This is a genomic window from Priestia sp. TSO9, assembly GCF_021029645.1.
GTDB classification, from domain to species: Bacteria; Bacillota; Bacilli; order Bacillales; family Bacillaceae_H; genus Priestia; species Priestia megaterium_E.
On record NZ_JAJEKD010000015.1, the window covers coordinates 1,171,611 to 1,185,580 of the forward strand.

At 39.3% G+C, this 13,970-nt stretch carries 17 protein-coding genes; all 17 read right to left on the reverse strand.

What is annotated here, in order from left to right:
* Positions 1-34: 34 nt before the first annotated feature.
* Genes LJC66_RS21225 through flgB form a run of 17 tightly spaced genes read right to left on the reverse strand, consistent with a single transcriptional unit; the run spans position 35 to position 13,768 of the window.
* Positions 35-397 carry a response regulator gene (locus LJC66_RS21225; RefSeq protein WP_028410821.1) on the reverse strand — a complete coding sequence of 121 codons (363 nt, stop codon included), beginning with the start codon at positions 395-397 and terminating at the stop codon, positions 35-37.
* 21 nt (positions 398-418) lie between these two features.
* Positions 419-1,549: a flagellar motor switch phosphatase FliY gene (gene fliY / locus LJC66_RS21230; RefSeq protein ID WP_269067679.1), complete on the reverse strand. Its 1,131-nt coding sequence runs from the start codon at positions 1,547-1,549 to the stop codon at positions 419-421.
* Positions 1,539-2,540 carry a flagellar motor switch protein FliM gene (gene fliM / locus LJC66_RS21235; RefSeq protein WP_028410819.1) on the reverse strand — a complete coding sequence of 334 codons (1,002 nt, stop codon included), beginning with the start codon at positions 2,538-2,540 and terminating at the stop codon, positions 1,539-1,541. The genes fliY and fliM overlap by 11 nt, the downstream gene beginning before the upstream one ends.
* Before the next feature lie 20 nt (positions 2,541-2,560).
* The gene (gene fliL, locus LJC66_RS21240) at positions 2,561-2,992 is read right to left on the reverse strand and encodes a flagellar basal body-associated protein FliL (RefSeq protein ID WP_028410818.1); all 432 of its coding nucleotides are present in this window, start codon (positions 2,990-2,992) and stop codon (positions 2,561-2,563) included.
* A 3-nt stretch (positions 2,993-2,995) separates the two neighbouring features.
* Positions 2,996-3,205 carry a flagellar FlbD family protein gene (locus LJC66_RS21245; RefSeq protein WP_050689639.1) on the reverse strand — a complete coding sequence of 70 codons (210 nt, stop codon included), beginning with the start codon at positions 3,203-3,205 and terminating at the stop codon, positions 2,996-2,998.
* A gap of 35 nt (positions 3,206-3,240) precedes the next feature.
* Complete coding sequence (gene flgG / locus LJC66_RS21250) at positions 3,241-4,065, reverse strand: flagellar basal body rod protein FlgG (protein ID WP_014458441.1); 825 nt, start codon at positions 4,063-4,065, stop codon at positions 3,241-3,243.
* Between the two features lie 26 nt (positions 4,066-4,091).
* A complete protein-coding gene (gene flgD, locus LJC66_RS21255) occupies positions 4,092-4,520 on the reverse strand; it encodes a flagellar hook assembly protein FlgD (protein WP_195695985.1) in 429 nt (142 codons plus the stop codon).
* Between the two features lie 9 nt (positions 4,521-4,529).
* A complete protein-coding gene (locus tag LJC66_RS21260) occupies positions 4,530-6,791 on the reverse strand; it encodes a flagellar hook-length control protein FliK (protein ID WP_230933502.1) in 2,262 nt (753 codons plus the stop codon).
* A 17-nt stretch (positions 6,792-6,808) separates the two neighbouring features.
* Entirely contained in the window at positions 6,809-7,426 is a 618-nt protein-coding gene (locus tag LJC66_RS21265) for a MotE family protein (RefSeq protein WP_195695983.1), read from the reverse strand.
* 9 nt (positions 7,427-7,435) lie between these two features.
* A complete protein-coding gene (gene fliJ, locus LJC66_RS21270; protein ID WP_013058874.1) occupies positions 7,436-7,879 on the reverse strand; it encodes a flagellar export protein FliJ in 444 nt (147 codons plus the stop codon).
* A gap of 2 nt (positions 7,880-7,881) precedes the next feature.
* Positions 7,882-9,195 carry a flagellar protein export ATPase FliI gene (gene fliI / locus LJC66_RS21275; protein WP_230933503.1) on the reverse strand — a complete coding sequence of 438 codons (1,314 nt, stop codon included), beginning with the start codon at positions 9,193-9,195 and terminating at the stop codon, positions 7,882-7,884.
* A complete protein-coding gene (gene fliH, locus LJC66_RS21280; protein WP_230933504.1) occupies positions 9,170-9,958 on the reverse strand; it encodes a flagellar assembly protein FliH in 789 nt (262 codons plus the stop codon). The genes fliI and fliH overlap by 26 nt, the downstream gene beginning before the upstream one ends.
* Positions 9,951-10,970 (reverse strand): flagellar motor switch protein FliG, encoded by a 1,020-nt coding sequence (gene fliG / locus LJC66_RS21285; RefSeq protein ID WP_057273955.1) that lies wholly within the window; start codon positions 10,968-10,970, stop codon positions 9,951-9,953. The genes fliH and fliG overlap by 8 nt, the downstream gene beginning before the upstream one ends.
* 11 nt (positions 10,971-10,981) lie before the next feature.
* On the reverse strand, positions 10,982-12,574 hold the full coding sequence (gene fliF, locus LJC66_RS21290; RefSeq protein ID WP_230933505.1) for a flagellar basal-body MS-ring/collar protein FliF: 1,593 nt from the start codon (positions 12,572-12,574) through the stop codon (positions 10,982-10,984).
* 49 nt (positions 12,575-12,623) lie between these two features.
* Entirely contained in the window at positions 12,624-12,914 is a 291-nt protein-coding gene (fliE, locus tag LJC66_RS21295; RefSeq protein ID WP_050689647.1) for a flagellar hook-basal body complex protein FliE, read from the reverse strand.
* A gap of 12 nt (positions 12,915-12,926) precedes the next feature.
* Positions 12,927-13,376: a flagellar basal body rod protein FlgC gene (gene flgC / locus LJC66_RS21300; protein ID WP_028410808.1), complete on the reverse strand. Its 450-nt coding sequence runs from the start codon at positions 13,374-13,376 to the stop codon at positions 12,927-12,929.
* A 2-nt stretch (positions 13,377-13,378) separates the two neighbouring features.
* Entirely contained in the window at positions 13,379-13,768 is a 390-nt protein-coding gene (gene flgB, locus LJC66_RS21305; RefSeq protein ID WP_028410807.1) for a flagellar basal body rod protein FlgB, read from the reverse strand.
* Positions 13,769-13,970 lie beyond the last annotated feature (202 nt).

Consider the following 13,970-nt stretch of genomic DNA (forward strand, 5'->3'; position numbering starts at 1 on the left):
TAAGATTAGCGGGAAAGACCCGCCAATCTGTTGTTTATCCAATTGCTTTTGAAATTGCCTCTAATACACGATCTGCTTGAAAAGGCTTAACGATAAAATCTTTTGCCCCTGCTTGAATCGCATCAATCACCATTGCCTGCTGGCCCATAGCTGAACACATAATCACCTTAGCATCACTTTTTATGCTTTTAATTTCTTTTAAGGCCGTAATTCCATCCATTTCAGGCATCGTAATATCCATTGTGACAAGATCTGGTGCATGCTCTTTAAATAACTCCACAGCCTGCTGGCCGTCTGCCGCTTCCGCTACTACTTCATATCCATTTTTCGTTAAAATATCTTTGATCATCATGCGCATGAATGCAGCATCATCTACAATTAAAATTCGGTTTCCCATCTCTACTCCTCCTAAAAATCATTACTTTAGTTTGTTAATACGGTCTCTTTGACTAATAATATCGGTTACGCGAACGCCAAAATTCTCGTCAATGACGACCACTTCACCTTTTGCAATTAATTTGCTATTAATCAAGATATCTACTGGTTCGCCTGCTAGTTTATCAAGTTCAATGATTGCACCAGAAGATAATGCTAAAATCTCTTGAACCGTTCGCTTAGTCCTTCCAAGCTCCACGGTAACTTGAAGCGGGATATCAAGCAGCATGTCTAAATTTCGTGAATCCCCTTGAGGAGAAGACACGTGCTCGAACTCTGAAAACGATGCGGGCTGAATATCAACTGGTACATGAACAGATTCTGCCTGCTGTGTTTCTTCATTCTGTATGTATTCAGCTGCCGGCGGTTCTGTTTGCTTTTCGTTAAGATCTGATTCTTTTTCAATAGAAGCTGCCGTATCTTCTGCGCTTGGAACTAAGAGCTCTTCCACCAAGCTTTTGGCAAAAGATATCGATAAAAGTTGCATAATATTCGAATCGATTAATGTGCCTACCTTCAAATTAAAAGAGACCTTTACAAAGACGTCATCTTGGGGAATCAACTCTGTGCCTTCCCCTTTTTGAATATTTAAAATATCTAAGCTCGGCGGAGAGATATCAATTTTCTTTTGAAATACCGTAGACATAGACGTCGCTGCAGAACCCATCATTTGATTCATCGCTTCCTGCACTGCACTCAGCTTAATTTCATCCATGATTTCCATCGGATTCTCACCCGTTCCACCAAGCATCAAATCTGAAATAACAGCTGCATCTTCATGTTTAATAACTAACAAATTCGTACCAGAAAAGCCTTCTGTATACTGAACTTGCACAGCGACATGAGGATTTGGAAATTCATCCGTCAGCTCTTCTTTATATACGAGCGATACAAACGGTGTGGTAATATCGACTTTTTGATTCAATAAAGCCGATAGCGCTGTTGCTGAACTGCCAAACGAAATATTTCCAATTTCGCCAAGCGCGTCTTTTTCCATTTCCGTAAAGTAATCATCTACTTGACTTGACTTATTCGGCTCTGAAAACCCGTCAAGTGAAGAAGTTCCTTTTAACAACGCATCAATTTCATCTTGCGAAAGCATGTCATCGTTCATTCCTTTCGTTCCTCCTCTTAACATCATCTAGAATTTGCACAGCGACTTTCCGACTGACTTTTCCAGGCTGTGCAATAAATTTAGGTTGTTCTCCGACGTAAATAGTTAACGGATTATGAACGCTTGTTTGCAGTCGAATAACATCTCCCGCATCTAATGCTAGGAAATCTTCAATTGAAATATCCGCTTTTCCTAGCTCGGCTACAACCTGCAATTCCGCATCATTGATTTGTTCCTTTAGCTGCTCAACCTCTTGTACGTTAGGTTCTTTTTTCGAAGATTGCATCCAGTAATGAACGGACAGTTTGGACACAATCGGCTCAAGCGTCACGTGCGGAATACATAGATTGATCATGCCCGTTTCATCTCCAATTTGTACGTTTAATGAAATGACGATGACAATTTCATTTGGTGAAATGACCTGCAAAAACTGAGGATTCACTTCAAACTCTGATGTTTCAGGTTCAATTTCCGCAATAGAACTCCAAGCTTCTCTCATACTGTCTAACGTTTTCTCTAACAAGTTTCGAACCAAGCTCGTTTCAATCTCCGTTAAGTTACTAATTTTTCCACCGCTCTCGCCTTGTCCCCCGAGCAAGCGGTCAAGCATCGCATAGGCAATGTTCGGATTGACTTCCATAATGATATGCCCTTCTAAAGGAGGGACGGCTATCACGTTTAAGATGGTTACTTTCGGAACAGAGCGAATGAACTCCTCATACGGAATTTGATCCACTGATACAACGGACACTTGTACAACGTTACGAAGCTGCGCCGAAAAGACGTTGATTAACATGCGCGCATAATTTTCATGAATTCGCGTCAAACTGCGAATCTGATCTTTTGAAAAACGCAGGGCGCGTTTAAAATCATATGTACGAATACGCTGTTTTTTATTTTCCTTTTTTAGCTCATCCGCATCCATCTCTCCGGTTGATAACGCGGATAATAGGGCGTCAATTTCATTTTGTGATAATACATCCCCTGCCACTAGCTTCCCTCCCTTTTTCTTTACTGCAACACTTTAGACGTTGTATAAATTTTAACAACATGTCCGTTTTCCATTAATTGATCAATTTGCTTTGCAATATCTGTTTCTAACGTGCTGAGTCCTTGCGTTCCTTCAAAATCTTGAGCACTCATATCTGAGAGCCTTTTGATAATAATGTCCCTTACTTGAAAATCTCTTTTTTGAAGCTCTGCCGCTGCTTTTTTACTATCCATTTGAATTTTAAAAGAGATGCTGATGTAGTTATTGCTTTTTAAATTTGTTTTAATATCCGTTACATCCACAGAAGCTTTAATCACATCGTCAATAGATGGACCTTTTTCAGTACTTGCCTGCTCTGTATACTTTAACGTCACGATAACAGCAACGCTTCCTATTAACGTAAAAGAAAGCAGAATAATAATCATCTTACTAACTAGCTTATTTTTAAACACACTTTATTCCTCCGTCGTTTGCTGCAGCCCTAACACGTTAATTCGCTGATAATAACTCGTCACTTTCTCATTCACTTCTTCAACTGAATCCTTTACCACCAGCTTTTTGTTATTCGTTAGCGTAATGGTCGTATCAGGAAATGCCTCAAGCTGCTCGATGTAGAGCGCATTTAACGTAAATGTTTTGCCGTTTAGCCTCGTTAAAGTGATCATAATTAACCGGAGTAATACCTACTCCTTCCTCCCGCCTATCGTTTTAGATTCACTAGCTCTTGCAGTATTTCATCGGATGTTGTAATAATTCTTGTGTTCGCCTGAAATCCGCGCTGTGCAACAATCATATCCGTGAATTCTTCCGATAAATCAACGTTGGACATTTCAAGGGCGCTTGAGACGAGCGTTCCTGTACCACTGTTTCCGGGAGTAATGTTTGCAGGAGTTGTAACCAGCCCCGCATTTGGAGTGTCTGCAAACAAGTTTCCTCCTACTTTTTGAAGTCCTTCATTGTTAGCAAACTTCGCAAGTTTAATAGTACCTGCAACCCTCGATACACCAGTATTGTCTATATAATTCACTGAGCCATCCGAGCCAATGCCATAGCTTTGACTATTTGGAGGAATAACGATTTTCTGATTGGTGGAACTTTGCAAATAAAGGCCACTTCCTGTTACCAAGGCTCCATTTCTATCTAAATAAAAGTTTCCCGCCCTCGTATACATGGGGTTTGTGACCGTTCCATTGTTTTGTGTACCACTATTTCCGACAATAAAATATCCATCCCCAGAAATAGCTAAATCAAGCGGCCGTCCCGTTGACTGAATACTCCCTGCTGTTTGAACTGTATCAACCGTACCAATTTGTGAACCTAACCCGACCTGTTTAGCATTGACTCCTCCACGGTTAGCTCCAGGTGCTGTTGCTCCTGCTACCTGCTGACTTACTAAATCTTGAAACGTTGTACGTCCTTTTTTATAGCCGTATGTATTAACATTGGCAATGTTATTTCCTAGGACATCTAATTTGGTTTGAAAATTTTTCATGCCGCTGATTCCTGAATACATCGAACGTAACATAAAATCACTCCTTAAATTTTGGTTGGTTAACTGCTTACTTCTAAGATATCGTTTAGCGAAAGTACCGTATGATTTTCATCGTTGATCGTAAACGATATCTCATTGTTTTTGACGGATGCTATTGAAATGACTCCTTGCTTTTTATTTCCTTCTTCATCTAACCATGCAGCGGTTTTACCAATTAATTCGCTTCCTTTTAAAATAGGAGAAGCCTGAGACTGCGTTACAAACGTATTGAGCGATGTGCTCATATTTGTCATTTGTTCAAGAGATGAAAACTGAGCCATTTGTGCAATAAAGTCTTTGTCTTCCATTGGATTCATTGGATCTTGATTTTGAAGCTGAGCAATCAAAAGCTTCAAAAAATCATCTTTGCCAAGCGAGCTGTTTCCCGTTTGCTTCACTTGTGTGTCTCTATTGCTTAAATACAAGTCAGACGTAATTTCATTTGTCATTGTTATCACCTATACGTTGTAGTTAATGAGCGCTGATTCAAAAGAAGATAGAAAGGAAGCCGATTCTTCCAGTTGTTGTGAATCTTGATCTTCTTCTTCTTTTTTAAACGCTTCTTTTTCCTGTCTTTCTTTTTGCTGGTCATTTTCATTGTTATACGACATCGCTTGTTCCGACAGTAGCACATCGATTTTATCAATTGATACATGCTGAGACGCGAGACCGTGCCGCAAAGTTGAAAGATTGGAGTCCAATAACTCTTTTGTTTTTGCTGACGATACGACAATTCGCGCAACCGTTTCGCTGTCTTTCTGAAGCATTTCAATTGAAATCGCACCTAGCTGTTTTGGAAATAACTTAATGAGAAGCCTGGGTGTTCCCTCTTCGGTACTAAACGAAGCTTTACTCCATATTTTTTGCAGCTCGTTTACCAAATTGCTAGACTGTTGATAGTCAGGTTTTGCTTGCCCTAGATAAATAGACAACTGCTGAAGCTTAGGCATTTCTCCACTTCCAAAGGATGATGGCTGATTCTCTACTGGCGCCCCGATTGTGTGTGTACCTGCCGGACTTTCGCTATTTTTCAAAAAGCTATTGGTATCTATACTTCCGCCGGGTACAACCACATCTTTTTTCCATGGAAGCTGATTAAAAAACGGTACTTTTTCTTCTTTAGGAAAAGCAGTCATATTTTTCACAGAACTTTCTGAAGCTGTATGAACAGCGTCCACACCAATTTGATCAACGGATACATGGTGAGACGTGAGAGCTTGCCGTAATCTAAAAAGGCTGGCGTCTAACAGCTCTTTTGTTTTCGCTGACGATACAACTACTTGCGCAGTCGTTTTATTGTCTTGTTGAAGCATTTCAATTGAAATCGTACCTAGCTGCTTTGGAAATAACGTAACGAAAAGCTTGGATGCTCCCTCTTTAATACTGAACGAAGCTTTACTCCATATTTTTTGCAGCTCGTTTACCAGATCGCTAGACTGTTGATGATCTAATTTCACTTGCCTTAAATCAATAGAAAACTGCGGCACTTTTTCTTCTTTAGCAAAAGCGTTCATATCTTTTACAGAACTTTCTAGAGCTGCTTGAACAGCAACCACATCGACTTGATCAACCGATACATGCTGAGACGTGAGAGCTTGTCGTAATCTAAAAAGGTTGGCGTCTAACAGCTCTTTTGTTTTCGCTGACGATACAACCACTTGCGCAGTCGTTTTATTGTCTTGTTGACGCACTTCAATTGAAATTGTCCCTAGCTGGTCTGGCCATAACTTAATAGAAAGATTAGATGTTCCCTCTTCAGCACTGAGCGAAGCTTTACTCCATATTTTTTGCAGCTCATTTAACAGATTGTCAGACTGTTGATGATCAGATTTTACTTGCCCTAGATCAATAGAAAATTCTTGGATCTTAGGTACTTCTTTAGATTTAAAAGATGATGGATTATTTTCTAACGTCCCCCCGGCCGTGTTAGCAGTGAAAGAAATTTCACTATCCTTTTTTGAACTATTCCTATTCATACTTTCGTTACGTAAAACCACATCTCTTTTCCAAGAAAGCTGATTCAAAAGCGGCCCTTTTTCCTCTTTATGAACAGCTTCCATATCTCTTACAGAACTTTTTGGAGCCGCATGAACAGCGGCGAAGAAACCAGCAGAGCGCTTTTCATGTAAGGTATCGGTTAATACACGTGGTTGTTTATGAATTTTCTCTATTTTTTCAGCAGCAGTTTTCCGCAAACCCTCAAGCTGCGAATTCGAAAGGGTCACTGACTGCAGCCGCGGTTTTTGTAGGTCTTCCATCAGCTGAGCGAACTCTGTTTGAAACGCAGATGATGTATTTTTACAAATGGTCAACAAGGTAGAAATAGAAGACAAATATTGTTCTTGACTGTCTGTTTCAGATGAAACAGGTGCCCGCTGCATGTCTGTTAACACGTGCTGCAGCTTTAGAAGCGGCTGTTCCAAATCTAGACTACTTGGAATACTACTGATCATCTCGGCTAGATGTTTGTACAAGACAGACGATTCATCTTCTTCATCTTCTGCTTCGCTTAACTGAATCGCCATTAACCCGACCGCCTTGAAGACGTCTTGATCTATCGCTTGTTCATCCGATAATTTCTCGCCGCGCGTTAAAGACTGCACATCTAGCTGCTTAAGCTGCTGAACAATTTCTTCAAAAAAACCCTGAGTCTGACTAGCAGCTGCTTTTTCATCGCAGTTTACCTTTGATACAGCTGCTGGACGTAGTGAAATTTCCACTGTTTTCACCTCTGCTTTTATTCATCAATCTGATCTGTTAACAATGTCGTATAGCGTGCAGCTACTTTCGGATCCATTTTTTCTAAGATTGCCGTTCTTGTACTCGCTTTGAACTGCTTAAGCATCGCGACTGCTTTGTCTTCTTTTAATTCGGCAAAGATGAGCGCTGCATTTTTAGGAGACATGTTTTCATAGGTAGCAATGACATCTTTTTTTGCCAGCTGATTGTTTTTTTGTTTTTTCGCTTCATCGTCGGCTTTTTCTTCCATATCGCGCATTTCGATTTTTAGTTCATCCATTTGACGGTCTTTTGTAGTGATCGTTTTCTCGTAAGCTGCGATTTGCTTTTCTTTTGCGCTCAGCTTCTTTTGAAGACTTTCAACCTGCTTTTGTATCTCTTCATTGCTTTGTTGAATATTTTCATTTTTTTGCGACTGTTCACTTGATACAAACGGAATGGCGTGTGTAATAGCTGAAACTTTATCATTTACATTAACGCCTAAAAGCGTCAGAACAATATAAGCCGCCAAGATAAGGAACACTGCTGGAATAAAGATTAAAAATAAAAACACTTGGCTTTTACTGTAAGACTTTTCTTCTTCGTACTCTTCTCTTAACTCTTTTTGATTAGCCATGTTTTCCACCTAATTCCTATGCAGCATATACTGCTGTAGCGACAGCTCATCCATTTGCTTCGCTTCTAACTGTTTTTCCGCGGTTATATAAGAATCGTAGTCTCTCTTTTTTAACTTTTCATACTTCTTTACTTCTATGTTCTTTTCTTCTAGCTTCAGTTTCTTTAAGTTCATTTGCTGTCTTGCAAACATGACCTCTTGTTGCAGCCTTTCAATCACTCGTTCGGCACTTGTTAAAAACTGCTGAAACGATGTAATTTCTAAAATAGAAAGCCCTTGCTTCATTTTGCCCGTATGCTGTTCAATCAGCGTTTCTTTTTCTTTTAGCTTTTTATAAAGCTTTTCACCCGCTGTTTCAAACTGCTGCAAGGATTGATTATATTGAGATAGCAGTTCATCCTTTTCATTTGACTTGATTGCCATTATTTTAGATAACCTAAATTCATATGCCATATTTACTCACCTTTCACAAACAGTTCACAGAGCTTTGTTACACTTGTTTCAAATGATGGATGTTCGTTCGTTTTTTGCTTTAAAAATGCATCAATGACAGGATGATAGTGGATGGCCTCATCAATGTAAGCAGAAGATCCTCTTTTGTAGGCACCTATGTTAATTAAGTCTTCAGAATTAGCATAGGTAGCCATTAATGAACGCAGTTTTTCAGCTGCTTCTTTATGCCGTTCACTTACGATATGGTTCATCACGCGACTAACGCTTTTTAAGACATTGATGGCCGGATATTGACCTTTATTGGCCAGCTCCCGGTCTAGTACAATATGTCCGTCTATAATGCCTCGCACCGTATCCGAAATAGGTTCGTTCATATCATCACCATCTACTAATACAGTATAAAAAGCAGTAATAGATCCATGTTGATTAGTTCCTGTACGTTCAAGCAGCCTTGGCAAGCTAGCAAAAACAGATGGTGTATAACCTTTAGTAGTCGGAGGTTCACCTACGGCTAATCCAATTTCTCTTTGAGCCATTGCTACACGGGTAACAGAATCCATCATCATCATGACGCTCAGCCCCTCATCTCGAAAGTACTCAGCAATAGAAGTAGCTGTATATGCTGCTTTCATTCGAAGGAGAGCAGGCTGATCCGAGGTAGCAACTACTACAACGGAGCGCTTTAACCCTTCCTCTCCAAGATCTCGTTCAATAAACTCTCTAACTTCTCTTCCTCGCTCGCCTACAAGGGCAATGACATTGATATCTGCTTTTGTATTGCGTGCAATCATCCCAAGCAGCGTACTTTTCCCAACACCGCTTCCTGCAAAAATACCTATGCGCTGCCCTTTACCTACTGTTAGCAAACTATCAATCGTTCGTACCCCTACTTCAATCGGCTGTTCAATAGGCGGACGTTCTAAGGGATTAGGGGGGTCTTGATCGGTTAAAACAAACGGCAAATATTGAGAAAGTTCAGACCCGTCTAAAGGGTTCCCTAACGAATCAAGCACTTGACCTATTAACTCTTTCCCCACGCTTACCTGCAGAGGTTTTTCTGTCGTTTCCACTAGGCAGCCAGGTCCGATATATCGAACAGACGTATAAGGCATTAAAACGACGTGCTCACCGTTAAAACCAACAACTTCTGCACGAATTTTATCTCCTCGTTCACTAAGATGAATAAAGCAAACATCTCCTATTGACGTTCTAGGTCCTTTAGATTCAATCATCATTCCTACTACTCGGCTGACTTTCCCGTACCGTTTAAAAGAAGATGTGCGCGGGATTTCATGAATGAGTTGTGCGACTTTCATGTTTACTCTCCTTTAACAAACGTTCTTTTAATTTTTTCTTCATTTCCGTTAACTGGCTATCAAAAGACGCAACAAGACGCCCATAAGAGGAATCGATGACACAATCCATTTCCTGAAGATTTTCATCCGCATAAATAAATAGCCCGGTTTCTCCGTTTAATAAATCGAACAGTTCTCGTTTATGTTCACATACATATGCATATTTTTTCGGGGAAACAAAAAGCTGGATTTCTTTATGTTCTCTAACTTCTTTTAAAGACCTTGCAACAAGTGGTAAAAATGATTCATCTCTTTGAAGCTGCTCATTTAAAATCGTTTCAGCTAGGGTGAAACCTAATTCAAAGATGACTTCTTCAGATTGATTTATATATTCGTAGTACTGATTCTTTGTTTCGTCAACAATGTTTCGCGACATGGCTAATACATGCTCATACTCTTGTTTTCCTTGAAGCAGCCCTTCTTCGTATCCTTCTTCATAGCCTCGCTTTTGTTCTTGTTGAACCAGCAGCACCTTCTCTTCTTCCCACTGCTTTTTCAAACGTTCAATTTCGTTTTGAGCTTGTTTTCGGTAAGCGTCTGCCTCGGCCTTTATTATTTCAGCTTCACTGTGCGCTTGTTCAATAACGTGCTGTGCGTTTTCTTGCTGAAGATGTTCTTCTGTGGGCTCATCTTGTATCGGAAAACCAAATGGAATGACTTGAATGTGCTTCGCATTTTCGTCTGAAAGTTTATTCGTATAAGTTGATTTAATGATATTAGACAATAATATCGTCTCCTCCACCTCGAGCTAGTACAATTTCACCAGCATCTTCTAAACGTCTAATTGCAGCAACGATACGTGACTGAGCTTCCTCTACATCTTTCAAACGCACAGGACCCATAAATTCCATTTCTTCTTTAAACGTTTCCACCATACGACTAGACATATTTTTAAAAATAATAGATTTCACTTCTTCACTTGCTACTTTTAAGCTCAACAATAAATCATCATTTTCTACATCTCGTATCACACGCTGAATAGAACGGTTATCGAGCGTTACGATATCCTCAAATACAAACATTCGCTGTTTGATTTCTTCTGCTAATGCCGGATCTTGAATTTCAAGCGTATCAATAATAATTTTTTCAGTTGCTCGGTCTACTCCATTTAATACTTCAACTACTGCTTCTAAACCACCTGTTTGGGTATAGTCTTGGGTAACAGTAGCAGAAAGCTTTCTCTCTAAAATTTGCTCAACTTCATTAATGACTTCCGGAGACGTACTTCCCATCGTTGCAATCCGTCTTGCAATATCCGCTTGCCTTTCCTGAGGCAGTGATGATAAGATTTGTCCTGCCTGAGGCGGCTCTAAGTAAGATAAAATAAGGGCAATCGTCTGAGGATGCTCATGCTGAATGAAATTTAACAGCTGCATAGGATCAGCTTTTCTGGCAAAGTCAAACGGACGAACTTGCAAAGAAGAAGTTAATCGATTGATAATCATCATAGCCTGCTCTGGTCCAAGTGCTTTTTCTAACACTTGTTTCGCATAGCTTACTCCTCCTTTTTCAAGGTAGTTTTGGGCAAGCGTTATTTGTTCAAACTCATGAAGAACAGCTTCTTTTAGAGACGGCTCTATTTTTCTCACTGAAGAAATTTCAAGCGTTAGTTGCTCAATTTCATCTTCACTGAGATGTTTATAGATAGAAGCTGATACATCGGGACCGAGAGAAATTAACAAAATTGCTGCTTTTTGCTTTCCAGTTAACTCATTTTTTTGCATAGCCTTTACCATTAGCTTTCCTCCTAATCCTCACTAATCCATGTTCGCAGCAGTTTTGCAAACTCTTCCGGGTCTTGCTTCGCTAACGTTTCAAGATTGCTTTTTGTTTGCTGTTCAGCACTTAAAACAGGGGCTTTTTGTGCCGCTTCATATGCTTCAAAAGTTTCATCATACTCTTCATCATATTCCTCTTCATCTAAGTCTTGACGTCTTTTCCTAACCAACAGCACAATAAGAACAACAATAATAAGCAGCAGTGCACCTCCGATTATATACATCCACAATGGAATTGAACTTGCTGTGTTGTCAGCTGTTTCTTGTCCATTAAACGGCTGAACGGAAACGGTAATCTTATCGCTGACCGCGTTATCCGAGAGAGCTTTCGTATTTGCATCTTTTGAAATAGAAGTACGGACAATTGTACCTAACATTTTTTGAACATCTGACTCAAGCGTATCGGAAACTTGTGATTTCCCTTTTGCATTGGACGGATCTATCATTACTTGAATGCCAAGGTCTTGAATTTTGTATGGACTTTCGACGATTTCTTTATGAATTCGGTTCACTTCATAATTAATTCGTTCTTCGTTTTTTTCGTAGTCTCCGTCTCCACTTGTTGTACTGGATGAGTAATTTGTTGTATCTTCTTCTCCTGTTCCAGCAACGCCTCCATCTTGAGCATTTTTACCAGAAAATGTTTCATTGATTTTTTCAGCGCTAACGGCAATTCCTTGCATATTATCTTTATCAACAGGCTCTACTAGCTTTTCTTCGCGATTTTGCTGTGTAAAATCAAGATCTGCTGTAACAGAGACCATTACTTTGTCTTGACCGACCAGTCTTCCTAGCATTTGCTGTACTTGACGCTGAATATCTCGCTCAACTTCTTTTTTCGCTTCGTTCTGCGAAGCAAATGAGCTAGAAGCTGAATTCGTTTCGTTACCTTTTAAATCAAAGTACTCAAAATATTGGTTCATGATGACGATATTATCTGTAGGAAGGTTTGGCACACTTTTGGATACTAAATGATAAAGAGATTTAATTTGCTGATCATCAAATTTATAACCAGCCTTTGTATTAAGCACAATCGATGCTGATGCTTCTCCCTGCTTTTCATTCGCCCATACGCTTTCATTTGGAAGGGTAACCATCACTTTTGCATCGTTGACTCCTTGAATGTTTTTCATTAAGTTAGCCAATTCAGTTTGCATCGCATCGAGTTTTAACACATCAAATTCATTATCTGTCATACCAAAGCTCGCATTTTTCCCAAAAAATGAATAGTCGATACTTCCGCTATCAGGAATTCCTTGTGCAGCTAAATCAACTTTTAGCGAGTCAACGCTTTGTTCAGGCACCGAAATGGTTGTTCCGTTATCAGAGATTTCTGAAGGAACGCTTCTAGCATCAAGCTCTGCTTTGATTTGTCCTGTTTCCTGAGCCGATAGATTGCTATAAAGAGGGACAAATTTATCCTTGTTTAAAAAAACAGATGCTAAACTAATGACTAGAATAGCCGCAAGAGGAGCAGCGATAAGGGCTATTTTCTGTCCTTTTTTGCGGTTATTCCAAAAGACTTTCATCTTATCTCGATAAAGAGCTATTCTTTCATTCATGGTATTCCTCCGGTTATTACTATTTTCATTTTGTTTAATAACCGCTCAATTACATTTGCATTCTCATCATTTCCTGATAGGCTTCAACAGCTTTATTGCGTATTTCAAGAGCCGTTTGCATCGTAATACTTGCTTTTTGAGCAGTAATCATTACATCTTGGAGTTCGACGTTTTCTCCTTTAGCAAGCTTTTCAGTCGCTATATCCGAAGCGCGTTGAGTATTGTTTAACTCATTGATTGAGTCTTTTAAAAACGTTGAAAACTGTTGAGTTGTTTGTCCAGTGCTAGTAGAAGCTGCTGTTTTTGCCATTGCTATTTGATTGCTGATACCATTAATCATTTTATCGCTCCTTTATTTCCCAATTTCTAACGTCTTTGTTAATATACTTTTGTTTGTATTAAAGACCGTCACGTTTGCTTCGTAAGATCGAGTAGCACTAATTAAATCCGTCATTTCCTTTAAAGGATCTACGTTCGGCATCTGCACGTACCCTTGGTCATTCGCATCTGGATGCGTCGGGTTATATACTAAATTAAAAGGAGTATTATCTTCTGCGATATCTGTGACTTTTACACCATTGTTTTGACTTTTATTGATTTCGGAGTGTAAGAGGGACGAAAAAGAAGGCGAACGATCAGACTGCATGACAACCATTTTTCTTTTGTAAGGCTGCCACTCACCATTAACGTACGTCCCTCTTGTCGTTTCAGCATTCGCCATATTAGATGAAACAACGTCCATCCTTAAACGATTGGCAGTTAAAGCTGAAGATGTAATATTCATATTTTGAAAAATAGTCAAACTTATTTACCTCCTCTAATGACTGTTTGAAGAGAATTAAATTTTCCATTTAAACGATCTACTAGCGCCTCATAGTAAATTTGATTTTCAGCCATATCCGCCATCTCTTTATCCATATCCACATTGTTTCCGTTTGCTTGATAGGAAGTGTTTCGCTGCTGGGTAATCACTCGCTGGGATGAACCGGAAAATGGGATATGTTTTGAATCAGTCTGATATGCTTCTAACTCGTTATGTAATAAATCTCGAAATTCACTCGTACGCGATACTGTTTTCGATTTATAATTTGGGGTATCAACGTTTGCGATATTTTGTGCAATCGTCTGCTGCTTTTGTGACGCGTAGCTAATTCCATTTTCAATTGTTTGAAAAGTAGTTGAAAACAAACTCAATTCTTACACCTGCTTATCTATTCTATTTTTCTCAAAAATGAGACAAATTTCGACTTTAGTACCATAGAACTTATTGTAAGAAAAACTTCATGCAATGTCTATCCTTTTTTAAGAACTTTTGGACTATAAACCAAAATTTTCATTCGTTTTCCCAACATATTTTAACATCAACCCTATACTTTAGCTCTATTTTTTAAGTTCA

Coding starts and splice junctions, on each gene's coding strand:
- flgG (WP_014458441.1), bottom strand. CDS start 4,065: ATGTTACGTTCGATGTATTCAGGAATCAGCGGCATGAAAAATTTTCAA.
- fliJ (WP_013058874.1), bottom strand. CDS start 7,879: ATGGCATATGAATTTAGGTTATCTAAAATAATGGCAATCAAGTCAAAT.
- fliE (WP_050689647.1), bottom strand. CDS start 12,914: ATGATTAATGGTATCAGCAATCAAATAGCAATGGCAAAAACAGCAGCT.
- fliF (WP_230933505.1), bottom strand. CDS start 12,574: ATGAATGAAAGAATAGCTCTTTATCGAGATAAGATGAAAGTCTTTTGG.
- LJC66_RS21245 (WP_050689639.1), bottom strand. CDS start 3,205: ATGATCACTTTAACGAGGCTAAACGGCAAAACATTTACGTTAAATGCG.
- fliY (WP_269067679.1), bottom strand. CDS start 1,549: ATGAACGATGACATGCTTTCGCAAGATGAAATTGATGCGTTGTTAAAA.
- fliI (WP_230933503.1), bottom strand. CDS start 9,195: ATGAAAGTCGCACAACTCATTCATGAAATCCCGCGCACATCTTCTTTT.
- LJC66_RS21265 (WP_195695983.1), bottom strand. CDS start 7,426: ATGGCTAATCAAAAAGAGTTAAGAGAAGAGTACGAAGAAGAAAAGTCT.
- LJC66_RS21225 (WP_028410821.1), bottom strand. CDS start 397: ATGGGAAACCGAATTTTAATTGTAGATGATGCTGCATTCATGCGCATG.
- fliG (WP_057273955.1), bottom strand. CDS start 10,970: ATGGTAAAGGCTATGCAAAAAAATGAGTTAACTGGAAAGCAAAAAGCA.
- flgD (WP_195695985.1), bottom strand. CDS start 4,520: ATGACAAATGAAATTACGTCTGACTTGTATTTAAGCAATAGAGACACA.